This is a genomic window from Rhizobacter sp., from assembly GCA_019635355.1.
Classification (GTDB): domain Bacteria; phylum Pseudomonadota; class Gammaproteobacteria; order Burkholderiales; family Burkholderiaceae_C; genus Rhizobacter.
Window position 1 is genome coordinate 2529304 of sequence record JAHBZQ010000001.1, and the last position, 16157, is coordinate 2545460.

Annotated in this window: 16 protein-coding genes; 4 read left to right on the forward strand and 12 right to left on the reverse strand. The window is 67.4% G+C overall.

Annotated elements, in window-relative coordinates:
- The first annotated feature begins 20 nt into the window (after window positions 1–20).
- Window positions 21–869, forward strand: a complete 849-nt coding sequence (locus tag KF892_11360) for a helix-turn-helix transcriptional regulator (protein ID MBX3625603.1) — start codon at window positions 21–23, stop codon at window positions 867–869.
- Here KF892_11360 and KF892_11365 read toward each other — a convergent pair.
- Window positions 818–1558, reverse strand: a complete 741-nt coding sequence (locus KF892_11365; protein ID MBX3625604.1) for a hypothetical protein — start codon at window positions 1556–1558, stop codon at window positions 818–820. The genes KF892_11360 and KF892_11365 overlap by 52 nt on opposite strands.
- 317 nt (window positions 1559–1875) lie before the next feature.
- On the opposite strand from KF892_11365, the gene KF892_11370 reads away from it, so the two are divergent.
- Window positions 1876–2718 (forward strand): dienelactone hydrolase family protein, encoded by an 843-nt coding sequence (locus KF892_11370; GenBank protein MBX3625605.1) that lies wholly within the window; start codon window positions 1876–1878, stop codon window positions 2716–2718.
- Between the two features lie 85 nt (window positions 2719–2803).
- On the opposite strand, the gene KF892_11375 is transcribed toward KF892_11370, so the two are convergent.
- From KF892_11375 to KF892_11395, 5 genes are all read right to left on the reverse strand, one after another.
- Window positions 2804–3538, reverse strand: a complete 735-nt coding sequence (locus KF892_11375; GenBank protein MBX3625606.1) for an amino acid ABC transporter ATP-binding protein — start codon at window positions 3536–3538, stop codon at window positions 2804–2806.
- An 11-nt stretch (window positions 3539–3549) separates the two neighbouring features.
- The gene (locus tag KF892_11380; GenBank protein ID MBX3625607.1) at window positions 3550–4221 is read right to left on the reverse strand and encodes an amino acid ABC transporter permease; all 672 of its coding nucleotides are present in this window, start codon (window positions 4219–4221) and stop codon (window positions 3550–3552) included.
- A complete protein-coding gene (locus KF892_11385; protein ID MBX3625608.1) occupies window positions 4218–4859 on the reverse strand; it encodes an amino acid ABC transporter permease in 642 nt (213 codons plus the stop codon). Before KF892_11385 ends, KF892_11380 begins: the two co-directional genes overlap by 4 nt.
- Window positions 4860–5066: 207 nt before the next feature.
- Window positions 5067–5954, reverse strand: coding sequence for an amino acid ABC transporter substrate-binding protein (locus KF892_11390; protein ID MBX3625609.1), 888 nt, complete (start codon window positions 5952–5954; stop codon window positions 5067–5069).
- Between the two features lie 115 nt (window positions 5955–6069).
- Window positions 6070–6999: a LysR family transcriptional regulator gene (locus KF892_11395; GenBank protein ID MBX3625610.1), complete on the reverse strand. Its 930-nt coding sequence runs from the start codon at window positions 6997–6999 to the stop codon at window positions 6070–6072.
- 162 nt (window positions 7000–7161) lie between these two features.
- On the opposite strand from KF892_11395, the gene KF892_11400 reads away from it, so the two are divergent.
- Window positions 7162–9525, forward strand: a complete 2364-nt coding sequence (locus KF892_11400; protein MBX3625611.1) for a hypothetical protein — start codon at window positions 7162–7164, stop codon at window positions 9523–9525.
- Window positions 9526–9534: 9 nt separating this feature from the next.
- Here KF892_11400 and KF892_11405 read toward each other — a convergent pair whose 3' ends face one another.
- The gene (locus KF892_11405) at window positions 9535–11364 is read right to left on the reverse strand and encodes an ABC transporter ATP-binding protein/permease (GenBank protein ID MBX3625612.1); all 1830 of its coding nucleotides are present in this window, start codon (window positions 11362–11364) and stop codon (window positions 9535–9537) included.
- Window positions 11365–11462: 98 nt separating this feature from the next.
- On the opposite strand from KF892_11405, the gene KF892_11410 reads away from it, so the two are divergent.
- Window positions 11463–11831 carry an acyl-CoA thioesterase gene (locus KF892_11410; GenBank protein MBX3625613.1) on the forward strand — a complete coding sequence of 123 codons (369 nt, stop codon included), beginning with the start codon at window positions 11463–11465 and terminating at the stop codon, window positions 11829–11831.
- A gap of 15 nt (window positions 11832–11846) precedes the next feature.
- On the opposite strand, the gene KF892_11415 is transcribed toward KF892_11410, so the two are convergent.
- Genes KF892_11415 through KF892_11435 form a run of 5 tightly spaced genes read right to left on the reverse strand, consistent with a single transcriptional unit; the run spans window position 11847 to window position 16148 of the window.
- The gene (locus KF892_11415) at window positions 11847–12668 is read right to left on the reverse strand and encodes an SGNH/GDSL hydrolase family protein (protein ID MBX3625614.1); all 822 of its coding nucleotides are present in this window, start codon (window positions 12666–12668) and stop codon (window positions 11847–11849) included.
- Between the two features lie 54 nt (window positions 12669–12722).
- Complete coding sequence (locus KF892_11420) at window positions 12723–13490, reverse strand: enoyl-CoA hydratase (protein ID MBX3625615.1); 768 nt, start codon at window positions 13488–13490, stop codon at window positions 12723–12725.
- 32 nt (window positions 13491–13522) lie between these two features.
- The gene (locus KF892_11425) at window positions 13523–14395 is read right to left on the reverse strand and encodes an alpha/beta fold hydrolase (protein ID MBX3625616.1); all 873 of its coding nucleotides are present in this window, start codon (window positions 14393–14395) and stop codon (window positions 13523–13525) included.
- Between the two features lie 12 nt (window positions 14396–14407).
- Window positions 14408–14944 (reverse strand): DUF1569 domain-containing protein, encoded by a 537-nt coding sequence (locus KF892_11430; GenBank protein MBX3625617.1) that lies wholly within the window; start codon window positions 14942–14944, stop codon window positions 14408–14410.
- A gap of 7 nt (window positions 14945–14951) precedes the next feature.
- Window positions 14952–16148 carry an acetyl-CoA C-acyltransferase gene (locus tag KF892_11435; GenBank protein MBX3625618.1) on the reverse strand — a complete coding sequence of 399 codons (1197 nt, stop codon included), beginning with the start codon at window positions 16146–16148 and terminating at the stop codon, window positions 14952–14954.
- Window positions 16149–16157: the final 9 nt, after the last annotated feature.

Consider the following 16157-nt stretch of genomic DNA (forward strand, 5'->3'; position numbering starts at 1 on the left):
TTTCGCAGGCGGCCATGCCCATGAGCGCAACGCCAAGGAACACGACGGCGCCGCCCCCCGCGCTGAGCTACCTGCTCGGCCACGATGGCTTCATCTACGCCACCCGCCACTTCGCAAGCGGCATGACGGTGCGCCCACCGGCCGTGCTGCTGCTGAGCGCCGACTACAAGCCCTTCACGCTCACGCTGAAGAACGGCCACAGCGTGACCACCAGCGCCGCCATCGTGGCCCCGCGCGTGGAGCGCCGCCTCGATGCGCAAGAGGCGGCGCTCTTGAGCTTCAACGTGATGCCCTCGCACGAGTCCTTCCACGTCTTCGGCACCTTGCAGCGCGCGCAGGTGCTGCCGCTCGACCGGCATGCCTTCGCGCCGCTCGACGCAAGCCTGAGCGCGCTCGTCGACGGCAGCGCCGGCCTCTCGGTGGCCGAGGCGGTGTTCGACGCCGCCACGCAGGAGGCGATGCGCCAGCTGCCGCCCACCGCGCCGCCCGACACGATGGCGCTCACCTGCATCCGCGAACTCGAGGCCGACCCCGGCATCAGCCTGGAAACGCTGGCCAAGCGCTGCGGGCGCTCGCAGCAGATGATGTCGCGGCAGTTCTCGGCCGCGGTCGGCATCTCGCTGCGCGACTACCAGACCTGGCTCAAGCAGCGCAGCGTGCTCGACCTGCTGCCCACCGGCCGCTCGTTGACCGAGGTGGCACACGCGGCCGGCTTCGGCGACTCGCCGCAGTTCTCGCGCACCTTCCTGCGCTGGTACGGGCTCAGCCCGTCGAACAGCCGCAACGCGAAGTTCATGCGCGTCGTGAGGCGCAGCCGCTACGACGCCGGCAAGGACGCCGACGGTTCCACCGGCTCCGGCGCCACGTAAGGCGGGATCAGCTCGCGCCGCTCGGGCGGCAGCTTGGCGCGCAATGCTTCGATCGCCTGCACCTTCTGCTCGGCGCTGAGGGTGGCGTCTTGGTGGATGAAGCCGGCCTCCATCGTGAGGCGGGCGTAGCGCTCGTCGGCGCCGAAGAGTGCGTTGGCGGTCGCCTCATCGAAGTAGCGGCGCTTCATCGCGTCCATGCGGTCGTAGAGCTGGCGCGCCTCGTCCTGGTTTTTCGGGATGCCCATCGGCAGCATCTCCCGCTGCACGTCGCGGCTGTAGGAGCGGTAGTTGGAGATGAGCTTGTAGGCCTTCTCGGCTTCCTCGTAGGGCAGGCCGGCGCGCAGCGCGCGTTGCAGGCGGTCCATGTCCTGCGCCGACGGCTCCAGGGGCATGGTGTTGATGAGGGCCTCGATCGAGGCGCGCGTGTCGCGGTCGAGCAGCAGCCCGCCGCCAAACCCCAGCTCGAAGAGGCGCGCGGCGTCGAGCGTCAGACCACTCGCGTCGGACAGGCTGACCTGGGCCGACGGCCCGTTGCCCACCGCGCCGGGCGTCATGCGCCCGGCAGCGGCACCGGCCGGTGCCGGCCCGCCGCCTGCTTCGGCGGAGGCGGAGTCCACCGGAACGGAGGCGCCCCACCAGCAGGCCGCGCCCACCAGGGCGGCTCCGGCGAGAAGCAATATTGCACGCATGGTGATTTTTAGAGCTGAGAACGCTGGCCGCGAGTAAAGCACAGCACCCTGCTCGCACCGCTAGCGCAGACCCGAAGGCTCGGGCAAACCCCAGGAAAACCGACGCAACACGTTGAAACAAAAGGACTATCTCGAAATTCACCCCGGAACCGACGCCTAACACAAAACAGCCCACCAAGCTTGAGTCGAGTCGTATCAGGAAAGCGAGAACGGTCTTGATTGCACGTCGGTTCAATAATTGACCCGCCAGCGAGCAGGCCATGTTGACCCAGAGCTTGTGTCCGCCGGCATCACCCCGAAAAACCTCTGGAGACGAAATGAAGATTCAGCAGTTCCTCAAGGCGGCCTTGCTGGTCGGCGCCGGTCTGATCACCGCCAGTGCCTCGGCCGTGCAGATCGGCCCGAACCCGACCAAGTCGTCGCTCGAAGCCAGCCGTGGCCCGTTCAGCACGAGCCAGTTCACCGTGAGCCGCCCGAGCGGCTACGGCGCGGGCACCGTGTACTACCCGACCAACGCAGGCGCCAAGGTCGGTGCGATCGCCATCGTGCCGGGCTTCCTCTCGTACCAGAACAGCATCAACTGGTGGGGCCCTCGCCTGGCTTCGCACGGTTTCGTGGTCATCACCATCGACACCTACACCACCGGCGACCAGCCTGACAGCCGCTCGCGCCAGCAGCTGGCCGCGCTCGACCAGGTGGTTGCGCTCGGCAACACCAGCAGCAGCCCGATCTACGGCAAGGTCGACGGCAGCCGCACCGGCGTGATGGGCTGGTCGATGGGTGGCGGCGGCTCGCTGATCTCGGCGAAGAACCGTTCCTCGATCAAGGCCGCCGCGCCGCAAGCCCCGTGGAACACCTCGACGAACTTCTCGTCGGTGACCGTGCCGACGCTGATCTTCGGTTGCCAGAGCGACATCGTGGCCCCGGTCGCCACGCACGCCATCCCCTTCTACAACAGCATGAGCCGCAACCCGAAGCAGTACCTGGAGAAGACCCTGGGTGACCACTTCTGCTTCAACAACGCCAACGCGACCGTCGGCCTGAAGGGCGTGGCCTGGATGAAGCGCTTCGTCGACGGCGACACCCGCTACACCTCGTTCGCCTGCTCGAACCCGAATGCCCTCGGCTTCTCGGACTTCCGCACCGCACGCTGCTCGTGATGCACCGGCGCCCGACGCAAGTCGGCGCTGAAACGAAGAAGCCCCGGCATGCCGGGGCTTCTTCTTTGGGGCGGGCGTTGCGCGCTCAGTGCTGGAGGATCTTCGAGAGGAAGTCCTTCGCGCGCGGCGAGCGGGCTTCGGGTTTGCCGAAGAAATCATCCTTCGGGCAGTCTTCGACGATCTTGCCGGCGTCCATGAAGATCACGCGGTGGCTCACCTTCTTGGCGAAGCCCATCTCGTGCGTCACGCACATCATGGTCATGCCTTCGTGGGCCAGCTGCACCATCACGTCGAGCACCTCGCCCACCATCTCGGGGTCGAGTGCGGAGGTGGGCTCGTCGAAGAGCATCACGATCGGGTCCATGCTCAAGGCCCGCGCGATCGCCACCCGCTGCTGCTGGCCACCGGAGAGCTGGCCGGGGAATTTGTCTTTGTGCGCCATCAGGCCCACGCGGTCGAGCATCTTGAGCCCGCGCGTCTTCGCTTCGTCGGCGCTGCGGCCCAGCACCTTGATCTGCGCGAGCGTGAGGTTCTGCGTCACGCTCAGGTGCGGGAACAGCTCGAAGTGCTGGAACACCATGCCCACGCGCGAGCGCAGCTTGGGCAGGTTGGTCTTCGGGTCGGCGATGGAGACGCCGTCGACCACGATGTCGCCCTTCTGGAAGGGCTCGAGTGCGTTCACCGTCTTGATGAGCGTCGACTTGCCCGAGCCCGACGGGCCGCAGACCACGACGACCTCGCCCTTCTGGATGCTGGTGGTGCAGTCGGTCAGCACCTGGAAGGAGCCATACCACTTGGAAACGTTCTTGATGTCGATCATGGCGACCTCGGTCAGCGGATGATTTGGATCTTCTTCTGCAGTCGACGCACGAGCATCGAGAGACTGAAGCAGATCACGAAGTAGACGACGGCGGCGACGAGGTAGGTCTCCACCGGCCGGTTGAAGTTCTTGCCTGCGACCTCGAAGCCCTTGAGCAGGTCGTAGGCGCCGATCGCGTACACGAGCGAGGTGTCCTGGAACAGGATGATGGTCTGCGTGAGCAGCACCGGCAGCATGTTGCGGAAAGCCTGCGGCAGCACGATGAGTTGCATGGTCTGGCGGTAGTTCATGCCCACCGCGTAGCCCGCATACACCTGCCCGCGCGGCACACTCTGGATGCCCGCGCGCATGATCTCGGAGTAATAGGCCGCCTCGAACACCGTGAAGGTGATGATGGCCGACAGCTCCGCCCCCATCGGCCGGCCGATCAGCATGGGGATCAGCAGGAAGAACCACAGGATCACCATCACGAGCGGGATGGAGCGCAGCGTGTTCACGTAGAACGCCGCCGGCACCTCCAGCCACTTCTTGCCCGACAGCCGCATGAGCGCAAGCAAGGTGCCAAGGATGATGCCGCCGATCATCGCGATCAGCGTGAGCTGCACCGAGTAGATGAAGCCCTTGGCGACGAAGCTGGAGATGACGTCCCAGTTGAGGAACTTGAAATCGAGTGTGGAAATCATCGTCCGGCTCCCAGCGTGCCGGGGATCTGCACCTTGTGTTCGATGAACAAGGCGATCCGGTTGATGGCGAAGGCCGAGATGAAGTAGAGGCCGGTCACCGCGAGGTAGACCTCGACGCCGCGCGAGGTCTCTTCCTGCGCCTGCATGGCGAACATCGTCAGCTCGGCCACGCTCACCGCAAAGGCCACGGCCGAGTTCTTGATGATGTTCATGCTCTCGCTCGTGAGCGGCGGGATGACGATGCGAAACGCCATCGGCAGCAGCACGTAGCGGTAGGTCTGCGGCAGCGTGAGGCCCATCGCGAGGCCCGCATAGCGCTGGCCCTTGGGCAGCGCCTGGATGCCCGCCTTCACCTGCTCGGAGACGCGCGCCGAGGTGAAGAAGCCCAGCGCGAACACCACGAGGACGAAGCTCGGCACGCTGCGCAAGCTCAGGAAGATGCCCGGGATCACGTGGTACCAGAGAAAGATCTGGACCAGGAGCGGGATGTTGCGGAAGAGCTCCGTCCATGCTTCGCCGAAGAACGCGAGCCCCTTGTGCGGCACGGTGCGCAGGATGCCGACCAGCGAGCCCACCACCAGGGCCACCACCAGGGCCAGCACGGCCACCGAGAGCGTCCACCCCCAGGCAGACATCATCCACTCGAGGTAGGTCCGTCCTCCTCCGTCATCGCGCAGGAAGACCTGCCAGTCCCATGTTTGCCCCACGGCGCGCTCCTCTTGTCATGTGCCGGGCCCTGGCGGCCTCGTGGGCCCCAAGGAAAAAGCGCGGCCGGATTCCCGTGCCGCGCTCCGAATGTAAGCAAGCCCTGCGCCACCGGGCGCTAGGGCTTGTCTCGATGCGCCTTACTTCTTGGCGTAGTCTTCCATCGGCTTGTCGTTGGGGTTGGCCCAGGCGTCCTTGGTCGCTTGCGACAGGGCCAGGCCGATCTTGGTGTTCGACGGCGGGATCGGCTGCATGAACCACTTGTCGTACAGCTTGGCGAGCTCGCCGCTCTTGACCATGCCCTGGATGCTCGTGTCGACGGCCTTCTTGAAGGCCGCGTCGTCCTTGCGCAGCATGCAGGCGATCGGCTCGACCGACAGCACTTCGCCGACGATCTTGAAATCGGCCGGGTTCTTCGACGAGGAGATGTTCTTCGCGAGGATGGAGCCGTCCATCACGAAGGCATCGGCGCGGCCGGTTTCCAGCAGCAGGAAGCTGTCGGCGTGGTCCTTGCCGAAGACTTCCTTGAAGTCGACGCCGTTGGCGCGCTCGTGCTTGCGCAGCGTCTGCACCGAGGTCGTGCCGGTGGTGGTGGCCACCGTCTTGCCGACGAGGTCCTTGATCGACGTGATGCCGGAGTTCGCCTTCACGGCGATGCGCACTTCCTCGACGTAGGTCGTCATCGCGAACGACACGTCTTTCTGGCGCGCGGCGTTGTTGGTGGTGGAGCCGCATTCGAGGTCGACGGTGCCGTTCTGCACGAGCGGGATGCGGTTCTGCGAGGTCACCGGCTGGTACTTGACCTCGAGCTTGGCAAGGCCCAGCTGCTTCTGCAGGTCGGCGATCACCCGCTCGGCCATCTCGGTGTGGAAGCCCACGTACTTGCCGTTGCCCAGCGTGTAAGACAGGCCGGAAGACTCGCGCACGCCGAGCGTGATCGAGCCGCTGTCCTTGATCTTCTTGAGCGTGTCGGCGTGGGCCACACCCACGGCAAACACCGCGGCCAGGGTGAGCAGGGTCTTTTTCATGCGAACTCCTTCGGGTTAGGAATCAAGTAGGGGCGGCGGGTCAGCCGGAAAAAGCATTCTAGGGACGGCCGCCTGCGTGGAACCACGTAGAAGCCCGCAAGTTGAATGCCGGCCTTTAGCCCTGCGCCGCGCCACCTTCACGCAGGAAATCCCACAACGCTTGAGCCTGCGGTTTGGTATGACGCGCCATCTCGGGCCGCTCGCGATAGAGGCGCACCTCCATCGACAACTCGCATGCGCCTGGCGCCGAGGCGCGCACCAGGCGGTGGTTGCGCGTCTCCTTCTCGACCGAGCTGTTGGGCAGGAAGGCGAGGCCGTGGCCCTCGAGTGCCATCGCCTTCAGGCCCTCGGCCATGTCGGTCTCGTAGATCGGGTCGAGCACCAGCGGCACCGGCGAGAGCTTGATCACCTGCTCGACCAGCCGCCCGAGGTAAGCCCCGGAGGCGTAGCTCAGGAAGGGCACCTTCTCGCCCGGCTTGGCCGGCAGGCGGAACATCGGCTGGCCGTTGGCGTCGGCCCGCGCATAGGGCGCGAGCGTCTCCTGGCCGATGCTGAGCATCTCGTAGCGGTCGGGGTTGAGCTGCAGCGGCTGGCTCGGGTGGTGGTAGGCGATGAGCAGGTCGCAGCTGCCTTCGGTGAGCAGCATGACCGCGTCGTGCACATTGAGCGCCATCAGCCGGCTCTTGAGCGCACCGAAGCGGCGCCGCAGGTCCATCACCCAATGCGGGAAGAAGGTGACGGCCAGCGAGTGCGGCACGGCGAACTCGATCATGTCCTGCCCCGCCACCTGGTGGCTGTGCATCATGTTGCGGGTGGTCTGCAGCGCACCGAGGATCTCGAGCGCCTGCGAGCGGAAGGTCTCGCCGGCCGGCGTGAGGCGCGTGGGGTAGGACGAACGGTCGACGAGGTCGATGCCCGCCCAGGCTTCGAGCGCCTGGATGCGGCGCGAGAACGCCGGCTGCGTGACGTGCCGCAGCTGGGCCGAGCGCGAGAAGCTGTGCGTCTCGGCCAGGCTCACGAAATCTTCAAGCCACTTGGTTTCCATCGTCGCGCAATTTCAGCACAGGGCCCTCACCCCCCGGCCGAGGGGAAACGCAACAACTGGCTTCGAGGCGCTAACGAGCGCACACAAGAGATACCCCCCACCCGCTGGCGTGCAACAGGGGCGGGTGCAACGCTGCATGGCCTCGTTGGAACAGGTCCCGCCATGCCCCACGCTCACCCTCGACTCGCCCTCCTCGGCCTGATGCTCGCCACCGCGCTCGTCGCATGCGGCGGCGGCGAGGGTGGCAGCCCCTCGGCCACCGCGCCTGCCCCGGCACCCGCTCCGGGGGCGCCGCCGTCTCCAGCCCCGGTGCCCGCGCCTTCGCCCGCCCCCGCGCCACCCCCGGCCGAAGAGGCGCCGCGCCCGCCCGGCAATGCCCCCGTCGTGCGCGTGCTGCGCGACGACCGAGTGGCGACCATCGAGATGGACTACAACGCCGCCAGCCCCTGGGGCCAGTTCTGGAACATGAGCGGCTCGCCGGATGACGACGCCGGCTTCCTCGTCACCTGGTGGCCGCAAACCACCACCGCGGCCGAGCGCGCCGATGCCGCCTTGCGCGCCAACGCCGCGCTGTGCCTGAGCCCGGCCACCAACGCACGCGTCTCGGCACTCGCCGCCGGCAACACCGTGGCACCGCAGGCGCTCGACCTGCCCACCGGCGCCCGCTGGCTCGTCACCGCCAACCGGCGCGTGCAGCTGCAGCCGCTCGACAACGGCCGCGCCTACACCGTGCGCGTGCAGCGCCTGAGTGCGCGCGGCAGGATCACCAGCCCGGCCACCGAGTTCAGCTTCAATGGTGGCGACGCCACGCGCGTCAACGCCCTGCGCGCGAGCCTCACCCACTTCGACGACTTCAACCTGCCGCTCGGCCCGGCCGACGAGACGCTGTGGAACAACGCGAGCATGGTCTCGACCGACCCGCGCTTCAACCTCTTCTTCGTCAACGACCAGTTCCATGCCCACACGCTGCACGGCACGCGGGTCGACAACACCGGTGACCGCTCGCAGACCTCGCAGCGTTTCCGCAAGAAGATCCGCATCGAGTCGGGTGCGCGCCGGCGCATCGTCTTCGACATGGACTCGCCGCTCTCGCCGCGCTCGGTGTGGTACCTCGACCTGAACCCGATCCCCGCCGACCTCACCGGCCATGCGAGCTTCTTCGATGAAGAAGGGGCGGTCGGCCTGCCCGCCGGCGTGCTGCGCCTGCGCGCCCAAGGGCAGACACTCAGCGTGAGCATCGTCGACCTGCGCGGCGCCTCGCACCAGGTGGCGAGCGTCAACATGGAAGAGCTTGGCCGCCAGGCGGTGCCCAACGTGCGCCGCGCCTTCGACGTGCGCGTGGGCACCACCGGCGTCCAGGTGTTCATCGACGGCCAGAGCGTCATCGACGCCAGCTACGGCGCCTACACCTTGCCCGCCGCCGACTACGAGCTGCTGTGGGTGGCCTTCGGCTACAACACCGCGAAAGACGGCGTGCCCTACTTCCTGCAGCACTGGGACAACTTCGGCTTCGACGGCCCGGTGGTCGATGCGCGCACCACGCACAACTACGTGACGCGCATTGCCGGCACCGACTACCAGAAGGCGCAAGGCGGTGCGCCGGCCACCTTCACCATCAACATCCCCGACGACCTGCGCCCCACCGTGGCGGGCGCCACGGCCGAAGCCTGGCTGGTCTACACCTACCAGATGGGCGACTACTCGTACCTCAACATCGCAACGGGCGACACCGTGCGCGTCAACGGCGGCAGCCGCTACCCGCTGCCGCAGCCGGCCAACAACAGCTCGCCGCTCAACAGCGAAGCCAGCGGCTGGGGCACGCCGCACACCGCGCGCATCAAGCTCGGCGAGCTCGTGCGCGGCGGCACGTCACCGCTGGTCGTCGGCGCCAACACCTTCCAGTTCAACGCTCAGAACGCCGGCCTGCTCAACGTGCACGTCGAAGTGCTGTACCCACCGGGCAGCGCACCGGCCTACACGCCGCCCTCGGCGATCCACCCCTTCCCCTTGCACTCGCAGTTGCCGCGGCTCGGCCCGCCGGCACGACTGCAGCGCATCGGCAGCACCGACGTCGGGGGCGACCAGCACATCACCAACCCCAATCGCGTGCCGATCGCGGTGCAGGGCCTTGTGCCGGTGAACATCGAAGCCGGAAACGCCAGCTGGGCCGGCTGGGCGCCGCAGCTGATGCATGTGCCCGCCGTGAGCACCGAGGTGTGGAGCACCGGCGGCACGGCCGGGCTGCAGCAGATCGAGGTCTTCATCCGCCGTGTGGGCACCGGCAGCGGGCCCGGCGAGCGCATCCTGCAACTCGACACCGCCGTCGACGCGCCGGCACCGCAAGGCCGCTACCTGCTGGAGTTCGACTCGCGCCGTTTTGCCAACGGCGACTACGAGCTCTTCGTGCAGGCCACCACGCCCAGCGGCCTCAAGAGCCACCCGAGCTATGGCGACGAGACCTACCGCTTCGATGCGGCGCTGCTATCGGGCGCGTACTACCCGATTCCCATCCGCATCCAGAACTGATGAAGACGATCAGGCAGTCTCGGCGTCGGCTTCGGCCGTGTTCTGCTGCAGCTGCCACATCGCTGCGTAACGGCCTTGCAGCGCCAGCAGCTCGGCATGCGTGCCGCGCTCGACGATGCGCCCCTGCTCCATCACCAGGATCTGGTGCGCCTCGACCACCGTCGACAGCCGGTGCGCGATCACCAGCGCCGTCTTGTTGCGCGCCACGCCCTGCAGTTCGGCCTGGATGGCACGCTCGTTGGCCGAGTCGAGCGCCGAAGTCGCTTCATCGAAGATCATGATCGGCGGGTTCTTGAGCAGCGTGCGGGCGATGGCCACACGCTGCTTCTCGCCGCCGCTGAGCTTCAGGCCACGCTCGCCGACCGCGGTGTCGTAGCCCTTGGGCGTGGAGACGATGAAGTCGTGGATGCGCGCCGCCTTCGCCGCCGCTTCGATCTGCTCGCGCGTGGCGCCGGTGCGGCCGTAGGCGATGTTGTAGGCCACGGTGTCGTTGAAGAGCACCGTGTCTTGCGGCACGATGCCGATGGCCTCGCGCACGCTCCCCTGTTGGACCGTGCGGATGTCCTGGCCATCGATGCTGATCGAGCCCGAGTTCACGTCGTAGAAGCGGTACAGCAGCCGGGCGAGCGTGCTCTTGCCCGAGCCCGAGGGGCCGACCACCGCCACCGTCTTGCCGGCCGGGATCTCGAAGCTCACGTCGTGCAGGATGGGCCGCGCCGGCTCGTAGGCGAAGTTGACGTGGCTGAACTTGACGTGACCTTCTGTCACCTGCAGCGGCGGCGCGCCCGGCGCGTCGTCGACCTCGCGTTCGCGCTCCATCAGCGTGAACATCTTGTCGAGGTCGGTCAGGCTCTGCTTGATTTCGCGGTAGATCACGCCCAGGAAGTTGAGCGGGATGTAGAGCTGGATCATGAAGGCGTTGACCATCACCAGGTCACCGAGCGTCATGCGGCCGTCGACCACGCCGCTCGTGGCCATGTAGAGCATCGCCACCAGGCCGACGGCGATGATGAGCTGCTGGCCGGTGTTCAAGATCGACAGCGTGGTCTGCGCCTTGAGCTGCGCGCGGCGCAGGCGCTCCAGGCTCTCGTCGTAGCGCTTCGCTTCGAAGTCTTCGTTGTTGAAGTACTTGACCGTCTCGTAGTTGAGCAGCGAGTCGATGGCGCGGGTGTGGCTGGTGGAGTCGAGCTCGTTGACCTGCTTGCGGAACTGCGTGCGCCAGTTGGTCACCGTGATGGTGAAGGCGATGTAGACCACCAGCGCCGCAATCGTGATCCACGCGAACCAGGCGTCGAACTTCACGCCTAGCAGCGTGAGCACCATCACCACTTCGATGAGCGTGGGCACGATGCTGTAGAGCGAATAGGAGATCAGCGAGTGCACGGCGCGGGTGCCGCGCTCGATGTCGCGCGTCATGCCGCCCGTCTGGCGCTCGAGGTGGAAACGCAGGCTCAGCGAGTGCAGGTGGCGGAAGACGCTCAGCGAAATGCTGCGCGCCGTGCCCTCGGTCGCTTTCGCGAACACCAGCTCGCGCAGCTCGGTGAAGAGCGAGGTCGACAGGCGCAGCGCGCCATACGCGATCAAAAGCCCGACGGGCACGACAAGCAAGGCGCGCGCATCGCCCGGCTTGAGCGACATGCTGTCGACCAGCTCCTTCAACAGGAGCGGCACGCTCACGTTGGCGACCTTCGCCCCCACCATGAAGCCCAGCGCGAGCAGCACGCGCCAGCGGTAGTGCCACAGGTAAGGCAGCAGCTTGCGCAGGGTGGCCCAGTCGGAGCGCGGCCCGCTCGAAGCAGGCGCGGGAGGCATGGAAGACGACACGGATTCTCGACGCATCACCTCAGTGTGCCAGCGCAAAGCGTTCCACAATGCAGCCCATGACTTCTGCGACCAACACCCTGCCCACGACCTTGCCCGTGACGCTGCCCACCGACATGGACCTCGTCATGCGCGTGATGCCCATGCCGTCCGACGCGAACGGCAACGGCGACATCTTCGGCGGCTGGATCATGGCCCAGGTGGACCTGGCCGGCTCGGTGCTTCCGAACCGCATCGCCAAGGGCCGCATCGCCACCGTGGCGGTCAACCAGTTCATCTTCAAGCAGCCCGTCTCGATGGGCGACCTCTTGAGCCTGTACGCACGCGTCGAGCGCATCGGCCGCACCTCGGTCACGGTGCATGTGGAGGTCTACGCCGAGCGCAACCCGGCCAAGCTCGAAGTCGTGAAGGTCACCGAGGCCAGCCTCACCTACGTGGCCATCGACGACCAGGGCAAGCCCCGGCCGCTGCCGCCCCAAGACTGAGCGCGGCAGCGCCCCTCAGAGGTCGAGGGGCTGCGTGTCTTGCGCCTCGCCACGCCGGCTGCGCCGGGTGGGCACGGTCTTCGGCAGGCGCGGCACGATCTCGTGGACGATCAGGCCGGCGAGCTGCTCGGCCCACATCGCATACGCCGCCGGGCCGGGGTGGAAGCCGTCTTCGGCCATCAAGACGCTGGAGTCGTTGCCAGGCGCCGGGATGTCGGGCTCGATGGGCACCGGCAGCCACCAGCGCTCCGACCACCGATCCGACCACGCGCTGAGCGCCTGGTTGTAGGCCTGGGCATCGGTGCCGAGCACCCAGCGCAGCGGGTTGGGCAGCATGGGGAACGCGTGGACCGGCGGGATGCCGGTGTGCACCGTGTGCTTGATGCCGGCACGGCGGGCGGCGGCACGGTCGAGCTTGTCGAGCTGGGCGAGCCAGGTGGCCACCGGCACCTGCGCGATCACGTCGTTGAGGCCGAGCGCCGTCACCATCACGTCCGCCGGGTGGAGCGAGAGCTTGCGCACCGCGGCGAGCGAGCTGCGGGTGGAGTCGCCGCTGCGGGCAATAAGCTGCCAGACCACCGCGCCGTGCAAGCGCTGCGACAGCGCCTCGCTCAAACGGCCGGCCAGGGCCTGGATCTGGTTCTTCGCGCCGACACCGGCCGCAGACGAGTCGCCCACGATCAGGATGCGCAGCTTCACGCGCCCGGTGCCGGCAACCCCCTCGCGCGGGCCCTCGGCTTCGGGCAGGCGCAAGGCACTGCGGCGCACCTGCCGGCCCTGCCACAGCAGCACCGGCACGAGAAGGAACTTGATGGCTTTGAAGAGCCCGGAATTCATGCGCGCGACGATACCCGCAGGCCGCCCGGGCCGGCACCGCTCAAGTGTGCGGAATCAGGAAAACTGACTGAAATCCGGCTTTCGTTTCTGGAAGAAGGCGCTGAACGCTTCCTTCGCCTCGGGGCTCTGGAGCTGAGCCGCGAAGACGGCGTTCTCGGCGTCGATGGTCTGGAACAGACCCTCGGCCAGGCGCCCGCGCATCAGCTTCTTGGTCGCGCGGATGGCGCCCGGCGGCAGCGCGTTGAAGCGCTCGGCCACGCGGCGCGCGTGGGGGGCCACTTCATTAGCCGGCAGCACCGCGTTGGCAATGCCGCACTCCACCGCTTCGGCGCCGGTGAAGGGGTCGCCCAGCATCAGCTTCTCAGCCGCCTTGCGCTGGCCCATCAGCTGCGGAATGAGCTGGCTGGAGGCGAACTCGGGCACCAGGCCCAGGGCCACGAAGGGCATGACGAGGCGGGCTTCGTCCGACACGTAGACGAAGTCGCAGTGCAGCAGCAGCGTGGTGCCGATGCCGATGGCCGCGCCGGTGACGGCGGCGATCACCGGCTTGTCGCAGCCGATCAGCGCGTCCATGAAGGCGCGCGCGGGCGACACGGCCGAGGCGGCGGCCGAGCGCTTGGCGAAGTCTTCGATGTCGTTGCCGGAGGTGAAGATGCCGGGCTGCCCGGTGATGAGCACGCTGCGCACGGCGCCGTCGGCCTTGGCATCGTTGAGGCCCTTGGCCATCGCCAGGTACATCTCGCTCGTGAGCGCGTTCTTCTTGTCGGGGCGGGCGATCTCGATGGTGTAGACGCCGTTGAGCAGCGCAGTCTTGATGGTCATGTCTGTCTCCGAAGGGGAATGGGAATTCTGCGTCAGCGTGCCGTGGCCGGCGTCAACCAACGCGACACCTGCGGCCACAGGCTCTCGGCAAAGCGCTGGCGGAAGAAGCCGAAATGGCCAATGCGCTTGGCGCCGATGTCTTGCGGGGCGATGCGGCGCATCTCGCGCGGTGCGCTGGCGTAGAAGGCGTGCATGTCGGCGGTGTTGCGGGCCGACATGTACTCGTCGTCGGTGAACGAGAGCGAGAGGATGGGCGTGCGCACGGCGGCGTAGTCGCGGCGCATCGTCTCGCCGCCCAAGCCCACGAGGTAGTCGCGGTCGAGGCAGGCGCGGCGCCACTGCTGCATCACGCCCAGCGGCAGGTCGCCGATCTTCTTCAGGCGCTTGCCGGGGAAGTAGCCGAAGAGCTTCATCGACAGCGGCGCCACCACGTACCAGAGCCACCACACGTAGCTGCGCACGAGGGGCGCCTGGCGCAGCCAGTAGCCGGTGCCCACGCCGATGGTGACCACGCTCGCCACCCGCTCGCGGTTGGGCACCATGCCGAAGATCTGGCCACCGAGGCTGTGGCCGAGCCAGTGGATCGGCGTGCCGCGGCCCACCTTCGCATCGAGCCACGCGAGCGCGGCCGAGGTGTCCTGCTTGGCCCAGACGTCGATGTCGGTGTGAAAGCCCTTGAGCGAATGCTTGAGTTGAGACGGGCGCGACGCACCGACCCCGCGGTAGTCGAAGCTCATCACCACATGGCCTTGCGACGCGAGCCACTCGGCGAAGTCGCCGTAGAAGCGCTGGGGCACGCCCATCGCCGGCACGATCAGCAAGGCCGAATGGCACTGCACGGGGTTGCCGTAGAGACGGCCTTGCAGCACGAACCCGTCGGTGGCCTTGAACTCGAATGACTCCATCTGCTCTTCCTCCTAGGTCACGACTTCTTGCCAGTGGTTGGCAAAGTGCATCAGGTGCGCACGCCGGTAGTCGGTCTTGTCGAGTGCGCCATACGCGAAATGGGGGTGCAAGGCGCCGGTGTGGCGCTCGAAGGCCTGCAGTGCCGCGATGGCACGCTCGACGGCCGGCGCGAGCGGCTGGCCCTGCGCGATGTCAGGGGCGCCGGGAATGGGCTCGGTGAGCGAGTGGCTCATGCGGCCACGCGCCGAGAACACGGTGGCCGCGGCCGGGCCGACGGTGGCGCGGAACCAGCCGGGTTTCAGCGACGGGAAACCCTGCAGCGAATACTCGACGCTCTGTGCCGCGTGGTGCAAAACGTGCGCGAGGTCCCACGCGCCGCCCATGCGCACGGGTTGCGTCTTCAACGCAGCGAGGGTGCGCAAGGCACCCTCGGTGGAATCGAAGGACGGCGACTGCAAGGCCGCCGTTCGTGAAGCGGCCCACAACACGGGGGCACCGACTGCCACGGCCCCGAGGCCCAACAGTGCGATGCGGCGCCCGCGTGTCATGGCGCGATCAGACGCGCTCGAAGATGCCGGCAGCACCTTGGCCGGTGCCCACGCACATCGTCACCATGCCGTACTTCAGGTTGTGGCGACGCAGCGCGTGCACGACGGTCGCCGCGCGGATGGCACCGGTGGCGCCCAGCGGGTGGCCCAGCGCAATCGCGCCACCCATCGGGTTCACCTTGGCCGGGTCGAGGCCGATGGTGTTGACCACCGCCAGCGACTGGGCCGCGAAGGCCTCGTTGAGCTCGATCCAGTCGATCTGGTCCTTCGTCAGGCCGGCGTACTTCAGGGCCGCGGGGATCGCCTCGATCGGGCCGATGCCCATGATCTCGGGCGGCACGCCGCGCGCAGCGAAGCTCACGAAACGGGCCAGCGGCTTGAGGCCGAACTGCTTCACTGCCTTTTCGCTCGCGAGAATCAGCGCACCGGCGCCGTCGCTCGTCTGCGAGCTGTTGCCGGCCGTCACGCTGCCCTTGGCGGCGAACACGGGCTTCAACTTGGCCAGGCCTTCGAGCGAGGTGTCGGGGCGCGGGCCTTCGTCGATGCTCACCGTGCGCTTCTTCGCGATCTGCTCGCCGGTCGCCAGGTCGGGCGTGCGCGAGATGACGTCGATCGGGGTGATCTCGTCCTTGAACTCGCCCTTCTCGATGGCCTTCAAGGCGCGCATGTGCGACTCGTAGGCAAACGCGTCTTGCTGCTCACGCGTCACCTTCCACTGCGCCGCCACCTTCTCGGCGGTGAGGCCCATGCCGTAGGCGATGCCGATGTTCTCGTCCTTGGCGAAGATCTCGGGGTTGAACGAGGGCTTGTTGCCGCCCATCGGCACCAGGCTCATCGACTCGGCGCCACCGGCGATCAGGATGTCGGCCTCGCCGACGCGGATGCGGTCAGCCGCCATCTGGACCGCGGTCACGCCCGAGGCGCAGAAGCGGTTGACGGTGACGCCACCCACCGGCTTCGGCAGTGCGAGGCCAGCGGCAATGCGCGCCATGTTCATGCCCTGCTCCCCTTCGGGGAACGAGCAGCCGATGATCGCGTCTTCGATGGCGGCCGGGTCCAGGCCAGGGGCCTGGGCCAGCGCGCTGCGAATGGCGGCGATCAGCAGGTCGTCGGGGCGGGTGTTCTTGAAATAGCCACGGCCCGAGCGGCCGATGGGCGTGCGGGTGGCGGCGACGATGTAGGCGTCTTGAACTTGCTTGCTCATGATGTTGAT